General features: G+C 64.4%; 18 protein-coding genes. 12 read left to right on the forward strand and 6 right to left on the reverse strand.

The window, feature by feature from the left end; translation table 11 throughout:
- Positions 1–115: 115 nt before the first annotated feature.
- The 4 genes from rsmA to FQ664_RS02465 are packed head-to-tail and all read right to left on the reverse strand — an operon-like array spanning position 116 to position 6,006.
- The gene (gene rsmA, locus FQ664_RS02450; RefSeq protein WP_025337458.1) at positions 116–916 is read right to left on the reverse strand and encodes a 16S rRNA (adenine(1518)-N(6)/adenine(1519)-N(6))-dimethyltransferase RsmA; all 801 of its coding nucleotides are present in this window, start codon (positions 914–916) and stop codon (positions 116–118) included.
- Positions 913–1,902, reverse strand: coding sequence for a 4-hydroxythreonine-4-phosphate dehydrogenase PdxA (gene pdxA, locus FQ664_RS02455; RefSeq protein ID WP_144170290.1), 990 nt, complete (start codon positions 1,900–1,902; stop codon positions 913–915). Before pdxA ends, rsmA begins: the two co-directional genes overlap by 4 nt.
- Positions 1,899–3,218 (reverse strand): peptidylprolyl isomerase SurA, encoded by a 1,320-nt coding sequence (gene surA, locus FQ664_RS02460; protein ID WP_144170291.1) that lies wholly within the window; start codon positions 3,216–3,218, stop codon positions 1,899–1,901. Before surA ends, pdxA begins: the two co-directional genes overlap by 4 nt.
- Complete coding sequence (locus FQ664_RS02465) at positions 3,199–6,006, reverse strand: LPS-assembly protein LptD (protein ID WP_144170292.1); 2,808 nt, start codon at positions 6,004–6,006, stop codon at positions 3,199–3,201. Before FQ664_RS02465 ends, surA begins: the two co-directional genes overlap by 20 nt.
- Before the next feature lie 130 nt (positions 6,007–6,136).
- On the opposite strand from FQ664_RS02465, the gene FQ664_RS02470 reads away from it, so the two are divergent.
- From FQ664_RS02470 to FQ664_RS02480, 3 genes are read left to right on the forward strand one after another with little or no spacing between them, the layout of a single operon-like run.
- The gene (locus FQ664_RS02470) at positions 6,137–7,156 is read left to right on the forward strand and encodes an aminoglycoside phosphotransferase family protein (protein WP_144170293.1); all 1,020 of its coding nucleotides are present in this window, start codon (positions 6,137–6,139) and stop codon (positions 7,154–7,156) included.
- A complete protein-coding gene (gene murU / locus FQ664_RS02475) occupies positions 7,153–7,824 on the forward strand; it encodes an N-acetylmuramate alpha-1-phosphate uridylyltransferase MurU (protein ID WP_144170294.1) in 672 nt (223 codons plus the stop codon). The genes FQ664_RS02470 and murU overlap by 4 nt, the downstream gene beginning before the upstream one ends.
- A gap of 1 nt (position 7,825) precedes the next feature.
- The gene (locus FQ664_RS02480) at positions 7,826–8,593 is read left to right on the forward strand and encodes a TerB family tellurite resistance protein (RefSeq protein WP_144170295.1); all 768 of its coding nucleotides are present in this window, start codon (positions 7,826–7,828) and stop codon (positions 8,591–8,593) included.
- Between the two features lie 108 nt (positions 8,594–8,701).
- On the opposite strand, the gene FQ664_RS02485 is transcribed toward FQ664_RS02480, so the two are convergent.
- Positions 8,702–9,700, reverse strand: a complete 999-nt coding sequence (locus FQ664_RS02485) for an alpha/beta hydrolase family protein (protein ID WP_144170296.1) — start codon at positions 9,698–9,700, stop codon at positions 8,702–8,704.
- Positions 9,701–9,795: 95 nt separating this feature from the next.
- Here FQ664_RS02485 and FQ664_RS02490 point away from each other — a divergent pair, with 95 nt between their 5' ends.
- The 9 genes from FQ664_RS02490 to trpE all read left to right on the forward strand — a co-directional run bounded on the left by FQ664_RS02490 (position 9,796) and on the right by trpE (position 20,684).
- Positions 9,796–12,183 carry a PAS domain-containing sensor histidine kinase gene (locus tag FQ664_RS02490; RefSeq protein ID WP_144170297.1) on the forward strand — a complete coding sequence of 796 codons (2,388 nt, stop codon included), beginning with the start codon at positions 9,796–9,798 and terminating at the stop codon, positions 12,181–12,183.
- A gap of 7 nt (positions 12,184–12,190) precedes the next feature.
- On the forward strand, positions 12,191–12,823 hold the full coding sequence (locus FQ664_RS02495; protein ID WP_170929296.1) for a response regulator: 633 nt from the start codon (positions 12,191–12,193) through the stop codon (positions 12,821–12,823).
- 295 nt (positions 12,824–13,118) lie between these two features.
- A complete protein-coding gene (locus FQ664_RS02500; RefSeq protein WP_063914589.1) occupies positions 13,119–14,243 on the forward strand; it encodes an ABC transporter ATP-binding protein in 1,125 nt (374 codons plus the stop codon).
- Between the two features lie 40 nt (positions 14,244–14,283).
- A complete protein-coding gene (locus FQ664_RS02505) occupies positions 14,284–15,318 on the forward strand; it encodes an ABC transporter substrate-binding protein (RefSeq protein ID WP_144170298.1) in 1,035 nt (344 codons plus the stop codon).
- A gap of 60 nt (positions 15,319–15,378) precedes the next feature.
- Positions 15,379–16,626 (forward strand): ABC transporter permease, encoded by a 1,248-nt coding sequence (locus FQ664_RS02510; protein ID WP_144170299.1) that lies wholly within the window; start codon positions 15,379–15,381, stop codon positions 16,624–16,626.
- A gap of 11 nt (positions 16,627–16,637) precedes the next feature.
- Entirely contained in the window at positions 16,638–17,465 is an 828-nt protein-coding gene (locus FQ664_RS02515) for an ABC transporter permease (RefSeq protein WP_144170300.1), read from the forward strand.
- Between the two features lie 178 nt (positions 17,466–17,643).
- A complete protein-coding gene (gene rpe, locus FQ664_RS02520; protein WP_144170301.1) occupies positions 17,644–18,318 on the forward strand; it encodes a ribulose-phosphate 3-epimerase in 675 nt (224 codons plus the stop codon).
- Complete coding sequence (locus tag FQ664_RS02525) at positions 18,315–19,133, forward strand: phosphoglycolate phosphatase (RefSeq protein WP_144170302.1); 819 nt, start codon at positions 18,315–18,317, stop codon at positions 19,131–19,133. The genes rpe and FQ664_RS02525 overlap by 4 nt, the downstream gene beginning before the upstream one ends.
- A 69-nt stretch (positions 19,134–19,202) precedes the next feature.
- The gene (gene trpE / locus FQ664_RS02530) at positions 19,203–20,684 is read left to right on the forward strand and encodes an anthranilate synthase component I (RefSeq protein WP_144170303.1); all 1,482 of its coding nucleotides are present in this window, start codon (positions 19,203–19,205) and stop codon (positions 20,682–20,684) included.
- Between the two features lie 131 nt (positions 20,685–20,815).
- On the opposite strand, the gene estP is transcribed toward trpE, so the two are convergent.
- Positions 20,816–22,696, reverse strand: coding sequence for an esterase EstP (estP, locus tag FQ664_RS02535; protein ID WP_144170304.1), 1,881 nt, complete (start codon positions 22,694–22,696; stop codon positions 20,816–20,818).
- Between the last annotated feature and the right edge of the window lie 175 nt (positions 22,697–22,871).

Here is a 22,871-nt window from a genome sequence, read left to right on the forward strand (position 1 = left end):
TCAGTGCCGGCCCTTTCGCGGGTAAACCCGCTCCCACAGGGAACACACAGATTTCAAGGATTGTGCGATTCCTGTGGGAGCGGGTTTACCCGCGAAGAGGCCGGTACAGGCGATATCAGGCTTGCTGATCGGCCAACTGGTCAGCCAGGCGCACGAAGGCGGCCAGGTCCAGTTGCTCAGGGCGCAGGCTGCCGTCCACCCCGGCCGCTTCGATGGCCGCGCTGTCGAGCAGGCCTTTCATGGTATTGCGCAGGGTCTTGCGGCGCTGGTTGAAGGCTTCGCGTACCACCTGCTCCAGCAGCTTTGCGTCCTTGGCCGGGTACGGCAGCACTTCGTGCGGTACCAGGCGGACGATGGCCGAGTCCACTTTCGGCGGCGGGTTGAAGGCGCCAGGGCCAACGTTGAACAGGTGCTCGACCCGGCAGTGGTACTGCACCATGATCGACAAACGCCCCCAGTCGCCACCGCCAGGGCCGGCGGCCATGCGCTCGACCACTTCCTTCTGCAGCATGAAGTGCATGTCGCGGATCAGCCCGGCATGGCTGAGCAGGTGGAAGATCAGTGGGGTGGAGATGTTGTAGGGCAGGTTGCCCACCACCTTGAGGCTACGCGGTGGCACGCCCAGCTGGTTGAAGTCGAACTTCAGGGCGTCGCCCTGGTGCAGGCGGAAATTGCTGCGGCCGGCGAACTTGTGCTGCAGGATCGGCACCAGGTCCTTGTCCAGTTCCACCACGTCCAGCTGTGCGCCGCTACCCAGCAGGCCTTCGGTCAGGGCGCCCTGGCCCGGGCCGATTTCCAGCAGATGTTCGCCAGCCTTGGCGTTGATGGCACGCAGGATGCGGTCGATGATGCCGGCGTCGTGCAGGAAGTTCTGGCCGAAGCGCTTGCGCGCCCGGTGTTGGTATTGCTCGTTCATGGTCGGTTCTCGGCCATCTGGTAGGCGGTTTCCAGCGCGACGCGCAGGCTGCCGGTGTCGACCTTGCCGGTGCCGGCCAGGTCCAGGGCGGTGCCGTGGTCGACCGACGTGCGGATGATCGGCAGGCCCAGGGTCACGTTGACCGCAGCACCGAAGCCTTTGTACTTGAGTACGGGCAGGCCCTGGTCGTGGTACATCGCCAGCACCGCGTCGCAGTGCTCCAGATATTTGGGGGTAAACAGGGTATCGGCCGGCAGCGGCCCGCGCAGGTCCATGCCTTCGGTGCGCAGGCGGGCCAGGGTCGGCTCGATGATGTCGATTTCCTCGCGGCCCAGGTGGCCGCCCTCACCCGCGTGCGGGTTGAGACCGCACACCAGGATGCGCGGGTTGGCAATGCCGAACTTGTCGCGCATGTCGGCATGCAGGATACGGGTTACACGTTCGACGCGCTCGGCAGTGATGGCGCCGGCAATCTCGCGCAGCGGCAGGTGCGTGGTCACCAGGGCCACGCGCAGGCCACGGGTGGCCAGCAGCATCACCACTTGCGCGGTGTGGGTCAGTTCGGCGAGGAATTCGGTATGCCCGGAGAAGGCGATACCACTTTCGTTGATCACGCCCTTGTGTACAGGGGCGGTGATCATCCCGGCGAAATGCCCGTCCAGGCAGCCTTGCCCGGCACGGGTCAGGGTTTCCAGCACGAACGCAGCGTTGGCCTTGTCGAGCTGGCCTGGCACTACCGCGGCCGCCAGGGGGGTATCCCAGACGTACAGGCTACCCGCTGGCGCCGGCTGCTCGGGCCATTGGCCCGGCGCTACCGGCAGCAGGTTGACGGCCAGCCCCAGCTGCGTGGCCCGCTCGGCGAGCAGGTCACGGCTGGTGATGGCGATCAGGGGGTGGGGCTGGGCGTCTGCGGCGAGCAGCAGGCACAGGTCGGGGCCTATGCCGGCCGGCTCGCCGGGGGTGACGGCGAAGCGCAGGGGCTTCACTGGGCGGCCTGGTCAGCGCCAGGCAGCTTGATTTCTACGTAGGCCTCGTCGCGGATCTGGCGCAGCCAGGTCTGCAGCTCTTCGTCGTACTTGCGGTTGCGCAGTACGTTCATGGCCTGCTGTTCACGAGCCTGCTCGGTGCTGTCGGTGGCGCGGCGGCCCAGCACTTCCAGGACATGCCAGCCGTACTGGGTCTTGAACGGGCGGGTGACTTCGCCTTGGGCGGCGTTGGCCATCTGCTCGCGGAACTCCGGTACCAGGCTGTTCGGGTCAACCCAGTTGAGGTCGCCGCCGTTGAGCGCCGAACTCGGGTCTTCCGAGAAGCTCTTCGCCAGCTCGGCGAAGTCTTCACCGTTCTTGATGCGATCGTACAGGCGCTCGGCCAGTTGTTCGGTGGCCGCATCGCTGCGGATTTCGCTTGGCTTGATCAGGATGTGGCGTACGTGCACTTCGTCACGCAGCACGTTCTCGCTGCCACCGCGCTTCTCCTCGAGCTTGAGGATGATGAAGCCGTTGGGGATGCGAATGGGCTGGGTGATGTCGCCCACCGCCATGCTGCTGAGCATCTTGGCGAAGTCTGGCGGCAGCTGGCCGGCTTTACGCCAGCCCATCTCGCCGCCTTCCAGGGCGTTTTCGCTGGCGGAGCGGGCAATGGCCATCTGGCCGAAGTCCGCGCCCTGCTTGAGCTGCTGGTACACATCGCCGACCTGGCGTGCGGCGGTCTGGATGGCTTCCGAGTTGGCCGCTTCCGGGGTCGGGATCAGGATGTTGGCCAGACGGTACTCTTCCGACATCTGCATCTTGCCCAGGTCGGAGTTGAGGAAGTTCTTCACTTCCTGCTCGGACACCTGGATGCGCTCGGCCACGCGGCGCTGGCGCACGCGGCTGATGATCATCTCGCGCTTGACCTGCTCGCGGGCGTCGTCGAACGACAGGCCGTCACGGGCCAGGGCGGCGCGGAACTGGTCCAGCGACATGCCGTTGCGCTGGGCAATGGTGCCGATGGCCTGGTTCAGCTCTTCGTCAGTGATGCGGATGCCGGAGCGCTCGCCGATCTGCAGCTGCAGGTTCTCGACGATCAGGCGCTCCAGCACCTGCTGGTCCAGCGCGCCGGCCGGCGGCATGCCGCCGCCGCGCTTGGCGATGGTTTGCTGGACCTCGCGGACACGCTGGTCCAGCTGGCTTTGCATGACCACGTCGTTGTCGACGATGGCCACCACGCGATCAAGAGGTTGCACCGCGGCATGCACCGCGCCACTCAGCAATGCAACGCCCAGCAACGCCGGGCGCAGTCGATCAATAAGCTTGGTCTTCACGTTCACGGTAACCTTGAATGCCTTGGTCGAGGAAAGACTCGACCTTGTTGCCGACTACACCACCGAGGCCTTTCAGGACGATCTGAAGGAAGATGCCGTGGTCGCCTTTTTCGTTCGTCGGAAGGGCTTGGCTGAAGTCGTCGTAGTCGATCCAGTAGCGGTTGATCAGGCGCAGCTTCCAGCAGCAGTTGTCGTACTCGAAACCGCCCATGGCTTCCAGGGTGCGGTTGCGGTTGTAGTCATGCTGCCAGCGAGCGATGACGCTCCACTGCGGAACGATCGGCCAGATGACCGAGAAGTCATGCTGCTGGATCTTGTAGTAGTCCTTGACGTAGTTCGGGCTACCAGGAACACCGTAGTCGCCACCGCCCACTTTCCACTCACCGGTGGTGGAGTCGTAGGAGATGGTGTCGTTACGATAACGATAACCAAGGTTGACCACCTTGTTCGGATTGTCCTCTGGCTGGTAGTGGAACATCGCGCTGCCCGAACGGGTACTGCGGCTGTCCGGATCCCAGTTGAAGTCCGAGTTGAAGCGCCAATCGCGGTTGAAGTAGTAGTTGTACACCAGAGCGTATGGTGATACGTCGGACTGCGAGTCGGTGCGGGTCTTGTAGTTAATACCCGGCAGCTGGACTTTACGATCTTTGAAGTAGTACGCCTGACCGATGCTGAAGTTCTGACGCTCGAAGCCGTTTTCTTCGATCCAGCGGGTAGTCACGCCCAGCGAGAGCTTGTTCTCGTCACCGATGCGGTCGGTGCCGCTGAAGCGGTTTTCACGGAACAGCGAGTCGAAGCTGAACAACGACTCACCCGTGTCGAACAGCGGGATGTCCATCTGGTTCTTGTACGGAACGTAGAGATAGAACAGGCGCGGTTCGAGGGTCTGCTTGTAGTTCGTGCCGAACAGGGAAGTGTTGCGGTCGAAGTACAGGCCACTGTCGACGCTGAAGATAGGGATATCGCGGTTCTGGGTGCTCGAGAAATCACCGCGCAGGTCGCGGGTAGCTTGTGAGGCGTTGGCCAGGTCAGCCTTGCCTTCGCTGTCCAGGTCCAGGTCGTAATTGGTGTACATGTAGGTCAGTTTCGGCTTGAGGTAGCCGTAGCTGGCCTCCATCGGCAGGCTGATGGACGGTGCGAGGTTCAGACGGGTGCCGTTGGCCCTTGCGAGGCCAAAGATGTTCTCGTCAAGACGTTGGCCATTGGGCCCGGCAGTAGTGTCCAGTACCCCATCTTCGTTGAATACCGGGCCTGTCTTCAGGTCGCGATCAAAGCGCACGGCTTCGGTGTTGTAGCTGAAGTCGAAGCCGCCCGGGTGGTACGGCAGCATGCCGTTGAAGGTAATCTGCGGCAGGCGGTCATACGGCGTAATCTTCGAGATGGTCGCCATCTCGTAGGCATGCACGTTCAACCGCGCGGTGTAGCTGTCACCACGGTAGGTCAGAGCACCCTGCTGGTTCAGCAGGTCCTGGGTTTCGATACCGATCTGGTCGGACTCCAGGTCCTGGAAGTAGAACGGGTCGCTGATGTCGGTGTAGTCCACCTCGGCCATCAGGCGCTCGTCCAGCCCGCCCTTGTGCTGCCAGTTGACCATCCAGCGCTGCTCTTTGTAGTCAGTCTGGTCTTTGCGGTCGTCGTTCTTGTCGTTGAGGTACGCGCCACCGAACTGGCCTTCGCTGGAAGGCGTCAGGTAGCGGAACTCGCCTTCCATCAGCAGGCCGCGCTTGGTCATGTAGCGCGGGTACAACGTGGCGTCGTAGTTCGGCGCCAGGTTGAAGTAGTACGGCGTGACCAGCATGAAGCCGGTGTCGCTGGTGCTGCTGAACGATGGCGGCAGGAAGCCGGACTGGCGACGGTCGTCGATCGGGAAGTAGATGTACGGTGTGTAGAACACCGGGAAATCCTTGACCCGCAGCGTAACGTTGGTCGCGGTACCGAAACCGGTGGCCGGGTTCAGGGTAATGTTGTTGCCCTTCAGCTGCCAGGCGTTGCTGCCTGGTTCGCAGGTGGTGTACGTACCGTCCTTGAGGCGGATGATGGCGTTTTCGCCACGCTTGGCGTACAGGGCACTGCCGCGGATGTGCGACTTGTGCATCACGTATTCGGCGTTGTCGACCTGGGCCTCACCCGTGTCGAGCTGGATCTGTGCCTCGTCACCGACCACCAGCGAACCGTTGTCACGAATCTTGACGTTGCCCTTGAGCTCGCCACGGTTTTCGGTCTGGTAGAGGTTGGCCTCGTCGGCCTCGGCCTGCATGCTGCCCTGGCGCATCACCACGTCGCCGGCGAGAGTAGCGATCTGCTGCTCCTGCTGGTACTTGGACACCTTGGCGTTGATGTAGGTCGGCGACTCGTCCTTCGGCGTGGTGTCGGCCATGCCCGGGCGGGTTGGCTCGATGTACGCGCCACCGCAGTACGGGCCGGTTTCGGCCAGCTGCGCGGCAGTGAGCTTTTCACGCGGAACCCAGTCCAGGTGGCTGTAGTCTTCGCTACGCGACTTCAGGGCACGGCCCTTGGCCTCGGTGACCAGCACAGGCCGGTCCGCAGTTTCGCCTTCGCTCGCGGCTTCGGTGCCGGTGCTGACGGCAGCACCCTCGTGCACCGGGCGCGGTGGCAGGTTGTTGACTGGGGTCTTGGGCTTGCAGTCCCAACCACCGGAGGCGGACACTTGGCAGTCGAACTGTTCGGCTGCCACCACGTACGACGTGGCCAGAGGTTGCAGGGCCAGCAGACCGCCGGTTACCAGCAACGGAAACTTTCTACGAAACGCGGGGGATTTCAATGCCATCTTATTAGTCCGGGCTTCCTGCGTGCCATCTGCCCGCGTGTGGGGCCGCACGCCTCTCGATGGTCTGAAAAAGATGCTGGATAATAAAGCATGACCCGCTTGACGGCTAGGGCCGTCGGAGACCCTTGTAATGCCTGAACACGATGTACGCCTGCAACAACTGACGGTCTGGCTCGATGAGCAGCTCAATGATCTTTTCCGGAAAAACGCCTGGGGCGATGTGCCCGCAGGCAGCCTGACCGCGGCCAGCAGCGACGCCAGCTTCCGCCGCTATTTCCGCTGGCAGGGTGCCGGCCACAGCTTCGTGATCATGGATGCGCCACCGCCGCAGGAAAACTGCCGACCGTTCGTCGCCATCGACCACCTGCTGGCCAGTGCCGATGTGCATGTGCCGCTGATCCACGCCCAGGACCTGGACCGCGGCTTCCTGCTGCTGGGTGACCTGGGCCACCAGACATACCTTGATATCATTAATGCGGACAACGCCGACGGCCTGTTCGCCGATGCCATCGGTGCATTGCTGGCGTTCCAGCGCCTGCCGATGGATGCGCCGCTGCCCAGCTACGACGATGCGCTGCTGCGCCGCGAGGTCGAACTGTTCCCCGAGTGGTACGTGGGGCGTGAGCTTGGCGTTACCTTCAGCGAAGCCCAGAAAGCCACCTGGCAGCGTATCAGCCAGCTGCTGATCGACAGCGCCCTGGCCCAGCCCAAGGTGCTGGTGCACCGCGACTACATGCCGCGCAACCTGATGCAGAGCACGCCCAACCCCGGCGTGCTGGACTTCCAGGATGCCGTGTACGGACCGGTCACCTACGACATCACCTGCCTGTTCAAGGACGCTTTCCTCAGCTGGCCGCAGACGCGGGTCGAAGGCTGGCTGCGCGACTACTGGCAGCAGGCGCAGGCTGCCGGCATCCCGGTGCAGGCCGACTTCGACGCGTTTCTGCGTGCCAGCGACCTGATGGGGGTGCAGCGCCACCTGAAGGTGATCGGCATCTTCGCCCGTATCTGCCACCGCGACGGCAAACCCCGTTACCTGGGCGACGTGCCGCGCTTCTTCGCCTATATAAAGGAAGTGATCAGCCGCCGGCCCGAATTGGCGGAGCTGGGTGAGCTGATTGCCGAGTTGCAGGCCGGAGCGCGTGCATGAAGGCAATGATCCTGGCAGCGGGCAAAGGTGAGCGCATGCGCCCGCTGACCCTGCACACCCCCAAACCGCTGGTCGCGGTCGCCGGCCAGCCACTGATCGAGTACCACCTGCGGGCCCTGGCTGCGGCGGGCGTCACCGAGGTGGTGATCAACCATGCCTGGCTCGGCCAGCAGATCGAGGACCACCTGGGTGACGGCAGCCGTTTCGGCCTGAGTATCCGCTATTCGCCCGAAGGTGAGCCGCTGGAAACCGGCGGCGGCATCTTCAAGGCCCTGCCACTGCTGGGGGATGCGCCGTTCCTGCTGGTGAACGGCGATATCTGGACCGACTACGATTTCGCGCGCCTGCAGGCCCCCCTGCAAGGCCTGGCTCACCTGGTGCTGGTCGACAACCCTGGCCATCACGGCCGCGGCGACTTCCGCCTGGTGGGCGAACGGGTGGTCGATGGTGACGATGCGCCCGGCACGCTGACCTTCAGCGGCCTTTCGGTGCTGCACCCGGCGCTGTTCGAAGGCTGCCGGCCCGGAGCCTTCAAGCTGGCGCCATTGCTGCGCCAGGCCATGGCGGCGGGCCAGGTCAGTGGCGAGCACTACCGTGGGCACTGGGTGGATGTCGGTACGCTCGAACGCCTGGCCGAGGCCGAGCGCCTGATCGGCGAGCGCGCCTGACATGTGGTGGCCAAGCACGGTGATTGGTGCCGGTGCCGGCTTTGCCGTTGCTAGCATCCCCGGCGCCTTGCTCGGTGCGTTGCTCGGGCAGGCCATGGACCGCCGCCTGCGTTTGCAAGGCTGGGAGGACATGCGCGAACGCCTGGGCGGGCGCCCGGCCTTGCAGGATGACGAGTTGCTGTTCGTGATGCTCGGGCGCCTGGCCAAGTGCGATGGCCGGGTGGGAGAGCAGCATATCCAGCAGGCACGCCAGGAAATGGTGCGCCTGGACCTGGCCGAAGCGGCCCGGCTGCGCGCGATTGCCGCGTTCAACCGCGGCAAGGCGGGCAAGGACCGGCTGGGTGGGCACCTGCGGCGTATTCGCCAGCAGCCGCATGCGGCCGAAGGCACCCTGCGTGCCTGTTGGCGCATGGTCTGGGCCGACGGCAAAATGGGCAACAAGGAGCGTGAACTGTTACTGGACTGGGGGCAGAAACTGGGCCTGAGCCGGCGGCAGGTGCAGGCCATGTCGCTGGAGTACGAGCCGCGCAAGGCGGCGGGGCCGGAAGGGGTGGCCATGACCTATGCGGCGGCGTTGCGCTTGCTGGCGGTCGAGGCCGATACCGATGGCGACAAGGTCAAGCAGGCGTATCGTCGGCTGGTCAGCCGGTATCATCCGGACAAGCTGGCGGGGACCGGTGCCAGCGAAGCGCAGGTGCGCGAAGCGACCGAGCGGACCCGGGAGTTGCATCAGGCCTACGCAATGATCCGCAAGCGGCGGGGCCTGTAAGGGCCTCATCGCCGGCAAGCCAGCTCCCACAGGTACTGCACAGGCCTGGAGGGCAGCGCGGTCGGGGTGGGGGCTGGCTTGCCGGCGATAGGGCCATCAATACAGCCCTTACCCCTGCGGGCTCATCCACCCCCGCACCCGGCGGAACAGTTGCTCCTGCTCGGCCGCCTTGTTCCCCGGCATGGCAATCAGCGACAACTGCCGGTACTGGCTGTCCTTCTGCCGCTTGCTGGCCTGCAGGCGCTGCGCGGCTGCATTGCGGTCACCGCTGCGGGTGGCGTAATAGATGTCGGCAGTCGGTACTCTCAAGGTCGGGGCCAGGCTTTCCAGGTCATGCTCCACCCGCGCCGGTGTCTGGGCGGCGATCATCACCAGTTTTTGCACCTGCGGTGGCTGTTTCTCGCTCAGGTAACGGGCCGCCCAATACGCGCCGCTGCCATGGCCGATCAGCACGATGCTGCGAGCATTGTGCTGCTGGGCAAAGGCCACCGCGGCATCCAGGCGGGCGAAAATGCGCTCGGCATCGGCCGGGTCGGTTTGCTCGCTGGCCTGTTTGGCGTCAGTGCTCTCTGCGGTGTCGGCATCGGCTGCCGTAGCCTGGGCGACGTTGGCATTGGCATCGGCCGGCACGTCCTTGGCCGGGGCACTTTCGCCGTTGTCCTGCTCCGGCTCGGCAACCGGCTTGGCTTCGACCCGCGCCTGCGGGCTGTCAGCGAGCAGGTCGGGCAGGCTGATGCTCAGGCTGTGCCAGCCGATATCGGGGAACTTCTGCCGCAGCGGGCCGACTGCATTCGGCCAGTCAGCCGTTTCGCCAGCGCCCGGGATGATGATGACCGCCCCTTGCGGGTCGCTGTCGTTGGCTGGTTTCCACAGTGCCAGGAAGCTGTCGGCACCGGCCTGCAGGGTCTGCTGCTCGGCCTTGGGCACCAGCCGCTCGAGGGCCTGGGCATCCTCCTGACTGCGCTCCAGCAACGGTGGGCGCGGGGCTTGGGCAGCGGGTGCCTCGGTGGTGGTGGATGGTTTTTCGGCATCGGCGGCCAGGGCGCCGAGTGGAACGATCGAGGCCAGGCAGCACATTGCCAGCGTCGTGCGATAAAGTGTGGACATGAGTCAACCCGGGGCCAGAATGATACCGGCAGCCTAATAGTATTTGCCCGTGACGGCCATGCTGCATGGCCGCCTTTGCCAAGACGAGCGTGTAGATGAAGCGAGTGCGTCGCCTGTTGGTTATCGGCTGCTTGTGGCTGCCCTTGATTGCATTGGCCAGGCCCGAGGCAGTGCCCACGGTTGCCCTGGATCCGGCCCAGCAGCAATGGCTGGATACGCACCGCAGCCTGCGCGTCGGCCTGGTGCTGCAGGCGCCCTACGCTCAGTTCGACCGGCGCCTGCAGCAACTGTACGGGGCCAACGTGGAACTGGTAAGCAGCCTGGCGCAGGTGCTGCGGCTGGACCTTACCTGGCGCAACTTCGCCGACCAGGCCAGCCTCGAACATGCCCTGCAGGCCGGTGAAATCGACTTTGCCCCGGGGCTTACCCAGACCCCCGCCAGCCTGCGTCTGTGGCTGTTCAGCGACCCGTACATGCGCGTGCCGCAACTGGTGGTGGGGCCGCGCACCGGGGCCATGGCGGTGGACCTGGAAACGCTCGAAGCCGAGCAGCGGGTGGCGGTGCGCATGCCTGGCCAGCTGGCGGACTACCTGCGCGGCAACTACAGCAACCTCAACCTGCAAGGGGTGCCCAACGAGCGCGAGGCCCTGCAGTTGGTGGTGGGTGGCCAGGCCAGTTTCGCGGTGCTGGACGAAGCCCAGCTCAGCCGCCTGTCGCGCGAGAGCGAGTTCGGCGAGCTGGCGGTGGTCGGTGATATCGGCCTGCCGCAGCTGTTGCGCATCGGTTCGCGGCGCGACTGGCCGCTGCTGGCCGATGTGCTCGAGCGTGGCCTGCAGGCGTTGCCGGCCAAGGAACTGGAGCAGTTGCACCAGCGTTGGCTGCAGCCCAAGTACCCACGCCTGAGCGAGTCGACCGGTTTCTGGCAGAACCTGGCCTTGCTGTCGGGCATGCTGCTGTTATGCGCACTGGCTACCCTGGTGTGGCAGCGTCGGCAGCAGCGCCAGCTGGAGCGCAGCCTGCTGGCGACGCGAGAAAGCCTGGCGGAGCGGCAGGTGCGCGAAGAAGCGTTGCGCCTGAGCCAGTTCGCCATCGACCAGAGTACGGTGGGCATCCTCTGGGTCAACTGGGACAGCCACGTACGTTACGCCAACCATGCCGCCGAGCGCATGCTGGGCTACGGTGAAGGCGCGCTGCTGGAGCGGCCGCTGAGCGACTTTGAACCCAGCCTGAGCATGGACCGCTGGCTGGAGCTGTGGAAGGGCGCGCGCACCGGGTCGGGCGGTATCGGCCAGTTCGAGACGCAGTGCCGGCGGGCTGACCACAGCCTGCTGCCGGTCGAGCTGTCGCTGAGTTTTCTGCGCTTTCGTGACTCCGAGTACCTGGTGGTCTACCTCGCCGATGTCACCGAGCGCCACCGCGCCCTGGCGGCCCTGCGCGAAAGCGAGGCGCGGCTCAAGGGCATTGCTGGCAATGTGCCGGGGCTGGTGTTCCGCCTGGAGCGCGACCCGGCCGAGGGCGACCTGGAGTTCCCCTACATCAGCGAGGGCAGCGAGGCCTTGGTGGGTTATGCGCCCAGCGAGATCCAGCACCCGCAGATGGGCCTGCGCAATTTGGTACATCCCGAGGACCGCGCCGATTACCACCGGGTGCAGGATCTGGCCCTGGCCAGCGATCAGGACTGGTCCTGGCAGGGGCGCATCCTCACCCGCGAGGGTGAACAGCGCTGGGCCGACATCAAGGCCAGTACCCGGCGCCTGGGCAACGGCCGGGTGGTGTGGGATGGCGTGGTGTGGGACATCACCCAGGGCAAGCGGGCCGAGTTGGCGCTGGCCAGATCCCAGGAGCAACTGCGCGAACTGTCGGCCCATCTGGAGAGTGTGCGGGAGGAAGAAAAGGCCCGCATCGCCCGGGAAGTGCACGATGAACTGGGGCAGATGCTGACCGTGCTCAAGCTGGAGGTATCGATGTGCGAGCTGGCCTTTGCCGAGCTGGACCCGGGCCTGAACGAGCGCCTGGCCAGCATGAAGCGCCTGATCGCCCAACTGTTCCAGCTGGTGCGCGACGTGGCCACCGCCTTGCGCCCGCCGATTCTCGATGCCGGCATTGCCTCGGCCATCGAATGGCAGGCGCGGCGCTTTGAAGCACGCACCCAGATCCCCTGCCTGGTACAAGTACCGGATAATCTGCCAGCATTGAGCGATGCCAAGGCCATCGGGCTGTTCCGTATTCTCCAGGAGGCGCTGACCAACGTGATGCGCCATGCCCAGGCGCACAGCGTGGAGATCGAACTGGTGCGTGAGCACGGGCAATTGCGCATGACCGTCAGCGATGACGGCCAGGGTTTTTGCCGTGACCAGCCCCGGCCCACCTCGTTCGGCCTGGTAGGGGTGCGTGAGCGGGTGCTGATGCTGGGCGGCAGCATGGCGCTGGACAGTGAACCGGGCGAAGGCACCAGCCTGAGCGTGGCCATACCGTTGGAGTAGGAGAGCGATCGTGATTCGAGTGCTGGTGGCCGAAGACCACACCATTGTCCGTGAGGGCATCAAGCAGTTGATTGGCCTGGCCAAGGACATGCAGGTGGCGGGCGAGGCCGGTAATGGCGAGCAGTTGCTGGAAACCCTGCGCCACACGCCGTGCGAAGTGGTGTTGCTGGATATCTCGATGCCGGGCGTGAATGGCCTGGAGGCGATCCCGAGGATCCGTGCGTTGCACGATGCGCCGGCAATCCTGATGTTGTCGATGCACGACGAAGCGCAGATGGCGGCGCGGGCGCTGAAGGCCGGGGCGGCGGGCTATGCCACCAAGGACAGCGACCCGGCGCTGTTGCTGACCGCGATTCGGCGGGTTGCCGCTGGCGGGCGCTATATCGACCCGGCGCTGGCCGACCGTATGGTCTTCGAAGTGGGCCTGACCGAGTCGCGGCCGCTGCACACGCTGCTGTCGGAGCGGGAGTTTTCGGTGTTCGAGCGCCTGGCCCAGGGCGCCAACGTCAACGACATCGCCCAGCAGCTGGCGCTGTCGAGCAAGACCATCAGCACCCACAAGGCGCGCCTGATGCAGAAGCTGAAAGTGAACTCGCTGGCAGAACTGGTGAAGTACGCCATGGAGCACAAGCTGGTCTGATTGCGACATGCACTTCTTGCAGCCTGTACCGGCCCCTTGTGGGAGCGGGTTCACCCGCGAAGAGGCCTGCCTAGGCACCGCGCATGGCAGGCTAGACCCTTTCGCGGGTGAACCCGCTCCCACAAGGACCGCAGCAGGGCTCAGGGGAGCATTCCAAACCCGCCATCTTTGTAGGGGAATCCCTACAAAAAATCTTCCATCCGGATGATGGCATTCTCTCAGCACCCCCGATTTCCTGGCGCTTGCCGCTTGTCTAGTCTTTGCCTACGCAGTCATCCAACAAGAAGGTGCAGGCATGAGCGAGGCGAAGTCGAACGCTGCAACCAGCGAAACGCTGGTCAGCTTCCGTGGTGTGCAGAAGAGCTACGACGGCGAGTCGCTGATCGTCAAAGACCTCAACCTGGATATCCGCAAGGGCGAGTTCCTCACCCTGCTTGGCCCGTCCGGCTCGGGCAAGACCACCAGCCTGATGATGCTGGCCGGCTTCGAAACCCCCACCGCCGGTGAAATCCAGCTGGCCGGGCGCTCGATCAACAACGTGCCGCCGCACAAGCGCGACATCGGCATGGTGTTCCAGAACTACGCGCTGTTCCCGCACATGACCGTGGCCGAGAACCTGGCCTTCCCGCTGACCGTGCGCAACCTGAGCAAGACCGACATCAGCGAGCGGGTCAAGCGGGTGCTGAACATGGTCCAGCTCGACGCCTTCGCCAAGCGCTACCCCGGCCAGCTGTCCGGCGGCCAGCAGCAGCGGGTGGCCCTGGCCCGGGCGTTGGTGTTCGAGCCGCAGCTGGTGCTGATGGACGAACCGCTGGGCGCCCTCGACAAGCAGCTGCGTGAACACATGCAGATGGAAATCAAGCACATCCACCAGCGCCTGGGCGTGACCGTGGTGTACGTGACCCACGACCAGGGCGAAGCGCTGACCATGTCCGACCGTGTGGCCGTGTTCCACCAGGGCGAAATCCAGCAGATCGCCGACCCGCGCACGCTGTATGAAGAACCCTGCAACACCTTCGTCGCCAACTTCATCGGCGAGAACAACCGCATCAACGGCACCCTGCTGGGCAGCGATGGCAAGCGCTGCCAGGTGCAGCTGCCACGTGGCGAGCGGGTCGAGGCGCTGGCGGTGAATGTCGGCCAGGCCGGCGAGCCGGTGACCCTGTCGATTCGCCCCGAGCGCGTGCGGCTGAACGGCCACAGCGAGAGCTGCGTAAACCGTTTCTCGGGGCGGGTGGCCGAATTCATTTACCTGGGCGACCACGTGCGGGTGCGCCTGGAGGTTTGCGGCAAGGGCGACTTCTTCGTGAAGCAGCCGATTGCCGAGCTCGACCCGGCCCTGGCCGTGGGCGATGTGGTACCGCTGGGCTGGGAGGTGGAGCACGCCCGCGCGCTCGATCCGATTGCCGAAGCCCATTGATGGATTGCTTCACCAACCCTGTACTGTGGAGAGAATAATAATGCGCAAGCAGTTGAAACTGACCGCCCTGGCCCTGGGGCTGTTCGCCGCTGGCCAGGCCATGGCCGCAGACCTCACTGTGATCTCGTTCGGCGGTGCCAACAAGGCGGCCCAGGTCAAGGCGTTCTACGAGCCGTGGGAGAAGGCCGGCAAGGGCAAGATCGTCGCTGGCGAGTACAACGGCGAAATGGCCAAGGTCAAAGCCATGGTCGACACCAAGAGCGTGTCGTGGAACCTGGTGGAAGTAGAGTCGCCGGAGCTGGCCCGCGGTTGTGACGAGGGCATGTTCGAAGAGCTCGACCCGGCGCTGTTCGGCAACGAGGGTGACTACGTGCCTGGCGCCATCCAGCCCTGCGGCGTGGGCTTCTTCGTATGGTCCACGGTACTGGCCTACAACGCCGACAAGCTGAAGACCGCACCGACCAGCTGGGCCGATTTCTGGGACACCAAGAAATTCCCGGGCAAGCGCGGCCTGCGCAAGGGCGCCAAGTACACCCTGGAATTCGCCCTGATGGCCGACGGTGTGGCGCCGAAGGACGTGTACCAGGTGCTGGGCACCAAAGAGGGCGTGGACCGCGCTTTCAAGAAGCTCGACGAACTCAAGCCAAGCATCCAGTGGTGGGAAGCCGGCGCCCAGCCACCGCAGTACCTGGCCTCGGGGGACGTGGTCATGAGCTCGGCCTACAACGGCCGCATTGCTGCAGTGCAGAAAGAGAGCAACCTCAAGGTAGTGTGGAACGGCGGCATCTACGACTTTGACGCCTGGGCCATCCCGAAAGGTGCCAAGGATGCCGAGGAAGCGAAGAAATTCATCGCCTTCAGCGTGCAGCCCGAGCAGCAGAAGACCTACTCCGAGAACATCGCCTACGGCCCGGCCAATTCCAAGGCCGTGAGCCTGCTGTCGGACGCGGTGAAGAAGGACATGCCGACCACGCCGGAGAACATCGCCAACCAGGTGCAGATCGACGTGGCCTTCTGGGCTGACAACAGCGAGCAGCTGGAACAACGCTTCAACGCCTGGGCGGCGAAGAAGTAAACGGCCAGCGTAGGGGGCCGCAACGCGGCCCCATTTTCAGTTCGTATCGCGGAGTTCGCCATGGCCATTGCAGTGCCCCTCAACGAAGGCGCAGGTCCAAGTCTCAAGCAGCGCCTCAAGCACGCCGAGCGGGTCAACCGCTGGAAGGCGCAGGCGTTGATCGCGCCGCTGGCGCTGTTTCTCCTGCTGGTGTTCCTGGTGCCGATCGCGGCGCTGCTGTACAAGAGTGTCGGCAACCCGGAAGTGGTTGGCGGCCTGCCGCGCACCGTGGGCGTCATCACCCAGTGGGATGGCAAGAGCCTGCCGGGCGAGGACGTGTACAAGGCGTTGAGCCAGGACCTGGCCGAATCGCGCAAGAACCAGACCCTGGGCGACCTGTCCAAGCGCCTGAACATGGAGCTGGCCGGCTACCGCAGCCTGCTGGCCAAGACCGCGCGGGCGCTGCCGTTCAAGAGCGAACCCGCTTCCTATAAAGATGCCTTGCAGGCCCTCGACGAGCGTTGGGGCGACCCGGCCTACTGGCAGGCGATCCGCCGCAACACCAGCACGGTCACCTCGTTCTACCTGCTGGCTTCGCTCGATCACCGTATCGATGACCTTGGCGAACTGGCCAAGGCCACCCCGGACCAGGCCATCTACCTGGACATTTTCGCCCGCACGCTGTGGATGGGTGTGGTGATTACCGCCATCTGCCTGGTGCTGGCCTACCCGCTGGCCTACCTGCTGGCCAACCTGCCGACCCGGCAGAGCAACCTGCTGATGATCCTGGTGCTGCTGCCGTTCTGGACCTCGATCCTGGTTCGGGTGGCGGCGTGGATCGTGCTGCTGCAGTCGGGTGGCCTGATCAACAGCGCGCTGATGGCCATGGGCATCATCGACCAGCCGCTGGAACTGGTGTTCAACCGTACCGGTGTGTACATCTCGATGGTGCACATCCTGCTGCCGTTCATGATCCTGCCGCTGTACAGCGTGATGAAGGGTATTTCGCCCAGCTACATGCGTGCGGCAATCTCGCTGGGCTGCCACCCGTTCGCCAGCTTCTGGCGGGTGTACTTCCCGCAGACCTACGCCGGGGTTGGCGCCGGTTGCCTGCTGGTGTTCATCCTGGCCATCGGCTACTACATCACCCCGGCACTGCTGGGCAGCCCGAATGACCAGATGGTCAGCTACTTCGTGGCCTTCTATACCAACACCAGCATCAACTGGGGCATGGCCACCGCACTGGGCGGGCTGTTGCTGCTGGCGACCGTGCTGTTGTACCTGATCTATAGCTGGCTGGTCGGCGCCAGCCGCCTGCGCCTGAGCTGAGGAGCCTTGTCATGCTGAGCCCTTACATGTCGCCCGTGGAGCGGGTGTGGTTCTACAGCCTGCGCATTCTTTGCGGCTTGATCCTGCTGTTTCTCATCCTGCCGGTTCTGGTGATCGTGCCGCTGTCGTTCAACAGTGGCAGTTTCCTGGTGTACCCGCTGCAGGGCTTCTCGCTGCAGTGGTACCAGGACTTCTTCGCCTCGGCCGAGTGGATGCGGGCCTTGAAGAACAGCATCATCGTCGCCCCGGCGGCCACGGTGCTGGCCATGGTGTTCGGCACCCTGGCAGCCATCGGCCTGACCCGTGGCGACTTCCCCGGCAAGTCGCTGGTGATGGCGCTGGTGATTTCGCCGATGGTAGTGCCGGTGGTGATCATCGGTGTGGCCAGCTACCTGTTCTTCGCCCCTCTGGGCATGGGCAACAGCTTCACCTCGCTGATCCTGGTGCATGCGGTACTGGGCGTGCCGTTCGTCATCATTACCGTGTCGGCGACCTTGCAGGGCTTCAACTACAACCTGGTGCGCGCGGCAGCCAGCCTGGGCGCCTCGCCGCTGCTGACTTTCCGCCGGGTGACCCTGCCGCTGATCGCGCCCGGGGTGATTTCGGGGGCGCTGTTCGCCTTTGCCACCTCGTTTGACGAAGTAGTGGTGACCCTGTTCCTGGCCGGGCCGGAGCAGGCGACCCTGCCGCGGCAGATGTTCAGTGGTATTCGCGAGAACCTCAGCCCGACCATTGCCGCGGCGGCGACCTTGCTGATTGCCTTCTCGGTGATCTTGCTGCTGACCCTGGAGTGGTTACGTGGGCGTAGCGAGAAGCTGAGAACCCAGCAGCCTGGTTGATGTTGTGTTGTCTGTACCGGCCTCTTCGCGGCTAAAGCCGCTCCCACAGGATTTGTGTAGCTTTCGGTCCCGGTGGGCTTTAGCCGCGAAGAGGTCGGCACAGGTTGATGCTAATCAGCCTTCATCCGCTTGCCTGGGTTACAATGCGCGCCACCGTGATTCTGCCAACAGGTGCGCCATGCAGCCCTACGCTATTGCCCCCTCCATTCTCTCCGCCGATTTCGCCCGCCTGGGCGAGGACGTCGACAAGGTATTGGCCGCGGGTGCCGACATCGTCCACTTCGATGTCATGGACAACCACTACGTCCCCAACCTGACCATCGGCCCGATGGTCTGCAGCGCCCTGCGCAAGTACGGCGTCACCGCCCCGATCGACGTGCACCTGATGGTCAGCCCGGTCGACCGCATCATCGGTGACTTCATCGAAGCAGGTGCCACCTACATCACCTTCCACCCGGAAGCCTCGCAGCACGTCGATCGTTCGCTGCAGCTGATCAAGGACGGGGGCTGCAAGGCCGGCCTGGTGTTCAACCCGGCCACCAGCCTGGATGCCCTGAAGTACGTGATGGACAAGGTCGACATGGTGCTGCTGATGAGCGTCAACCCAGGCTTCGGCGGGCAGAAGTTCATCCCTGGTACCCTCGACAAGCTGCGCGAGGCGCGTGCGCTGATCGATGCCAGTGGCCGTGATATCCGCCTGGAAATCGACGGTGGCGTCAACGTCAACAATATCCGCGAGATCGCTGCCGCTGGCGCCGACACCTTCGTGGCCGGTTCAGCGATCTTCAACGCCCCGGACTACCAGGAAGTCATCGCCAGGATGCGCGCCGAACTGGCTCAGGCCCGCCCATGAGCGGCTTCGAGCAGCTGTTCCCGGGGACGCTGCCCAGGCTGGTGATGTTCGATCTGGACGGTACCCTGATCGATTCCGTGCCAGACCTGGCCACCGCTGTGGACCGCATGCTGCTCGAACTGGGGCGCCCGCCTGCCGGCCTTGAGGCGGTGCGCCACTGGGTTGGCAATGGCGCCCAGGTGCTGGTGCGCAGGGCATTGGCGGGCGGGATCGACCACGCCGACGTGGATGATGCGCTGGCCGACAAGGCGTTGGCGCTGTTCATGGAGGCCTATGCCGAAAGCCACGAACTGACCGTGGTTTACCCTGGTGTACAGGACACCCTGCGCTGGCTGCGCAAGCAGGGCGTGGAGATGGCGCTGATCACCAACAAGCCCGAGCGCTTCATCGGCCCGCTGCTGGACCAGATGAAGATCGGCAACTACTTCCGCTGGATCATCGGCGGCGACACCCTGCCACAGAAAAAGCCTGACCCGGCGGCGCTGCTATTCGTCATGCAGATGGCCGGCGTTGCCCCGCAACAGTCGCTGTTCGTCGGTGATTCGCGCAGTGACGTGCTGGCGGCCAAGGCGGCTGGCGTGCAGTGCGTAGGCCTGACCTACGGCTACAACCATGGCCGGCCGATCCACGATGAATCGCCCAGCCTGGTGATCGACGACCTGCGCGCATTGCTGCCCGGTTGCGCAGACCCGGCCACTGGGATAACGTTGGCGGACCTTCAAGCCTCACAAGACAGAGAGTCCACCGTGGCGGTTACTGGCAAATTCTGGATGAAAGTCATCAAGGCCCTGGCCCGTTGGCGTTGGCGCGCCTGACTTTAGCCAGCCGGCGCGTGCCGGCCCGTCCGTTTGCCTGACCTATTGCTGCTTGCCACGAGGCTACCCATGACCCGCGAAGAATTCCTGCGCCTGGCCGCTGCCGGCTACAACCGCATTCCCTTGGCCTGCGAAACCCTGGCCGACTTCGACACGCCGCTGTCGATCTACCTGAAACTGGCCGACCAGCCCAACTCGTACCTGCTCGAATCGGTACAGGGCGGCGAGAAATGGGGCCGTTACTCGATGATCGGCCTGCCGTCGCGTACCGTGATGCGTGTGCACGGTTACCACGTCAGCATCCTGCAGGATGGCGTGGAGGTGGAAAGCCATGATGTCGAAGACCCGCTGGCCTTCGTCGAAACCTTCAAAGACCGTTACAAGGTCGCCGATATCCCTGGCCTGCCGCGCTTCAACGGCGGCTTGGTCGGCTACTTCGGCTACGACTGCGTGCGCTATGTGGAGAAGCGCCTGGGCGCCAGCCCCAACCCGGACCCGCTGGGCGTGCCGGATATCCTGCTGATGGTGTCCGATGCGGTGGTGGTGTTCGACAACCTGGCGGGCAAGATGCACGCGATCGTGCTGGTCGACCCGGCTCAAGAGCAGGCTTTCGAGCAGGGCCAGGCGCGCCTGCAAGGCTTGCTGGAAACCCTGCGTCAGCCGATCACCCCACGCCGTGGCCTGGACCTGAGTGGCCCGCAGGCTGCCGAGCCGGAGTTCCGCTCCAGCTACACCCGTGAGGATTACGAGAACGCCGTCGGCCGTATCAAGGAATACATCCTGGCCGGTGACTGCATGCAGGTGGTGCCGTCGCAGCGCATGTCGATCGACTTCAAGGCCGCGCCTATCGACCTGTACCGTGCGCTGCGCTGCTTCAACCCGACGCCGTACATGTACTTCTTCAACTTTGGTGACTTCCATGTGGTCGGCAGCTCGCCCGAGGTACTGGTGCGCGTCGAGGACAACCTGGTCACCGTGCGCCCGATTGCCGGCACCCGCCCGCGTGGTGCTAGCGAAGAGGCCGACCGCGCGCTGGAAGACGACCTGCTGTCGGACGACAAGGAAATTGCCGAGCACCTGATGCTGATCGACCTGGGCCGTAACGACGTCGGCCGTGTGTCCTCGACCGGCAGCGTGCGCCTGACCGAGAAGATGGTGATCGAGCGTTATTCCAACGTGATGCACATTGTGTCCAACGTCACTGGCCAGCTACGCGAAGGGCTGACGGCGATGGATGCGCTGCGGGCGATCCTGCCGGCCGGTACGCTTTCGGGGGCGCCGAAGATTCGGGCGATGGAGATTATCGACGAGCTGGAGCCGGTCAAGCGTGGGGTTTATGGTGGTGCGGTCGGTTACTTCGCGTGGAACGGCAACATGGATACCGCCATTGCCATCCGTACTGCGGTAATCAAGGACGGCGAGCTGCATGTGCAAGCCGGGGGTGGCATCGTAGCCGACTCGGTGCCGGCGCTGGAGTGGGAAGAGACCATCAACAAGCGCCGGGCGATGTTCCGCGCGGTGGCGTTGGCTGAGCAGACGTCGGCGAAGTAAACAGTTGGGGTGCTGCACAGCCCATTCGCGGGTAAACCCGCTCCCACAGGTACAGCGCAAGGTTCGAAAGCTGTGCCGACCCTGTGGGAGCGGGTTTACCCGCGAATGGGCCGCAGAGCGGCCCCATCAATTCAGAAGTCGACGCTGACCCCCAAACTCACCCCCTGCTGCGTCAACTCATCACTCTTGCGCCAGTTGTAGTTGCCGCGCAAATGCACCCCCGCCACCACTTCATGGCTCACCCCCAGGCTCGCCCGGGTCAGGTCGCTGTGCGGCGTATACCCGGTCAGGGTGAAGTCATTCGCCGGCAGGCTGGTCAGGTGCATCGTCACATCCTGCTGGTCATCCTCGAACTCATGCTCCTGCGCCACCTCGGCGAACAGCCGGGTACTCGGCAGCACCTGCACACTGCCCAGCAACCCCACGCCCAAACGGCGTGATGTACGTTCCTGGTCATCGAAGCCCAGCGCCGTCGAGCGCCCGCTCTTCTCGTCATAGCCATCCACCTTCACCCGCGCATAGTCGGCGCTGATGAACGGCGCCAGCTGCCAGCTGCTGCCCTCGGCCGCCAGGTTGTAGCCCAGCCGCCCCGACATCGCCCAGGCCTCGCCATCGGTGTCGCCCTTTTCGCTGCGGTCGTTCACGCCAAGGGCGAAGGTGCGCTTGAGGTCGCTGTAGGCCAGGTGCCCGGCGGTCAGTGTCGCGTCGGCCCACCAGCGGTCCTGGCGGTATTGGGCGAAGGCGCTGGCCAGGTAGCTGTCCAGCTTGTAGTTCGAGTCCTGTGCGCCGGCCTCCAGTTTCTGCCGGTACACACCGCCGGCCAGGCCCAGGCGCCAGGCGTCGTTCAGGCGGTAGCTGCCGCCCAGGGTCAGGTTGTAGCCGCGGCCATCGCCGCTGGCTGCGCTGCGCTGGCCGTCGAAGTCCAGGTCCTGGGTACCGGTGGCGACGAAGGCCTGCCACTGGCCAATTGCCTGCCAGGGTGTCTGCCACTGGTTGCGCAATTCGTCCTGATGGGCGCGCAGGCTAGCGTGGGCCATTTCCGGTAGCAGGGTCAGTTCCCAGGGAGCGGAAAGGATCGAGTAGCCGTAGTCGGCAATCAGTTGCTGGCCGGCAATGGTCGGGTGTACCGAGTCGTTGAACAGCAGCTTGGTCGGGTCTGGCGTGGTGCCGTTGATGCCATACACCGGGTTTTCCACGCAGCCTTCACCGCTGTAGCAGGTGCCGACCAGGTTCTGGCCAATGGCCAGGCCGAACTGCTCGGGGCTGGCCAATGCTTCGCTCAGCAGCACAGGGATGTTCAGTGGAATGATCTCGGCATCGATCTGCCGCAGTTGGCCGAGCAGCGACTGGTTGAAGGCACCGGACAGCAGCGACAGCTGGTTTTGCTGCGGCGTGCCGCTGTAGTTCGGCGTCTGGCCGAGGTCGGGTAGCAGCCAGACCATGATGTAGCGGGCGCCACCTTGCTGCAGGGCCTGCGCGCTGGCGGCCAGGCGGACGCCCGCGGCCACGGCATCGGCCGGGCTGCTGACCAGGCCTTGCAGGAAGTCGTTGCCGCCACCGGTCAGGTAGTACAACGCGTTGGGGTCTGCGCGCAGGCCGTTGGCCAGGTAGCCCGGTTTTTCTCGCAGTACCTGCCCGGCGCCGGGGCGCCCGGGTGGGATGACCGTCTTGGACGTCTTGGTGATCGAATCAAGGATCTGCTGGGTGGTATAGCCGCCAACGGCCCAGTTGTTGCCATCGGGAATCCCCAGCGCCGGGTTGATGGGGGAGGTGGAAGGGCCCAGCGCTGTCGGGTCTACCCCGAGCCGCCCACCAAGGATCATCGGCGACACCGGGGCATAGTTGCCATTGGCATCGCGGTTGGTGAAACGTATGCCGCCAAACTGCCCCGAGTCGCTGAGGCTGTCGCCGAACACGATCATGCCGGAGTAGGGGGAGGGTGCAGCGAAGGCCTGGCTGCAGGCTAACGCCAACGAGGCGAGGGTAAAGCGCAATAACGGTGCTTTTCGCATCGGTGAACATCCTTTTCTTTGTTTTTATGAAGGACAACCCGATCGACCTTAGCAAATCGCAGTGCATCCCTCCCAAGTCCATTCGTTTCCCCGTGTTTACAGGCATATTGCGCCCGCCGCCCCGGTAGGCTACTGTGCCGTGACGTATGAGCGAGACCTATCCTGTGTTGATCGT

This window comes from Pseudomonas persica, assembly GCF_900291015.1.
Classification (GTDB): domain Bacteria; phylum Pseudomonadota; class Gammaproteobacteria; order Pseudomonadales; family Pseudomonadaceae; genus Aquipseudomonas.

Coding starts and splice junctions, on each gene's coding strand:
- FQ664_RS02510 (WP_144170299.1), top strand. CDS start 15,379: ATGGCCATTGCAGTGCCCCTCAACGAAGGCGCAGGTCCAAGTCTCAAG.
- FQ664_RS02490 (WP_144170297.1), top strand. CDS start 9,796: ATGAAGCGAGTGCGTCGCCTGTTGGTTATCGGCTGCTTGTGGCTGCCC.
- murU (WP_144170294.1), top strand. CDS start 7,153: ATGAAGGCAATGATCCTGGCAGCGGGCAAAGGTGAGCGCATGCGCCCG.
- rsmA (WP_025337458.1), bottom strand. CDS start 916: ATGAACGAGCAATACCAACACCGGGCGCGCAAGCGCTTCGGCCAGAAC.
- rpe (WP_144170301.1), top strand. CDS start 17,644: ATGCAGCCCTACGCTATTGCCCCCTCCATTCTCTCCGCCGATTTCGCC.
- FQ664_RS02525 (WP_144170302.1), top strand. CDS start 18,315: ATGAGCGGCTTCGAGCAGCTGTTCCCGGGGACGCTGCCCAGGCTGGTG.
- FQ664_RS02485 (WP_144170296.1), bottom strand. CDS start 9,700: ATGTCCACACTTTATCGCACGACGCTGGCAATGTGCTGCCTGGCCTCG.
- FQ664_RS02470 (WP_144170293.1), top strand. CDS start 6,137: ATGCCTGAACACGATGTACGCCTGCAACAACTGACGGTCTGGCTCGAT.
- FQ664_RS02480 (WP_144170295.1), top strand. CDS start 7,826: ATGTGGTGGCCAAGCACGGTGATTGGTGCCGGTGCCGGCTTTGCCGTT.
- FQ664_RS02500 (WP_063914589.1), top strand. CDS start 13,119: ATGAGCGAGGCGAAGTCGAACGCTGCAACCAGCGAAACGCTGGTCAGC.
- FQ664_RS02515 (WP_144170300.1), top strand. CDS start 16,638: ATGCTGAGCCCTTACATGTCGCCCGTGGAGCGGGTGTGGTTCTACAGC.
- FQ664_RS02465 (WP_144170292.1), bottom strand. CDS start 6,006: ATGGCATTGAAATCCCCCGCGTTTCGTAGAAAGTTTCCGTTGCTGGTA.
- trpE (WP_144170303.1), top strand. CDS start 19,203: ATGACCCGCGAAGAATTCCTGCGCCTGGCCGCTGCCGGCTACAACCGC.
- estP (WP_144170304.1), bottom strand. CDS start 22,696: ATGCGAAAAGCACCGTTATTGCGCTTTACCCTCGCCTCGTTGGCGTTA.
- FQ664_RS02505 (WP_144170298.1), top strand. CDS start 14,284: ATGCGCAAGCAGTTGAAACTGACCGCCCTGGCCCTGGGGCTGTTCGCC.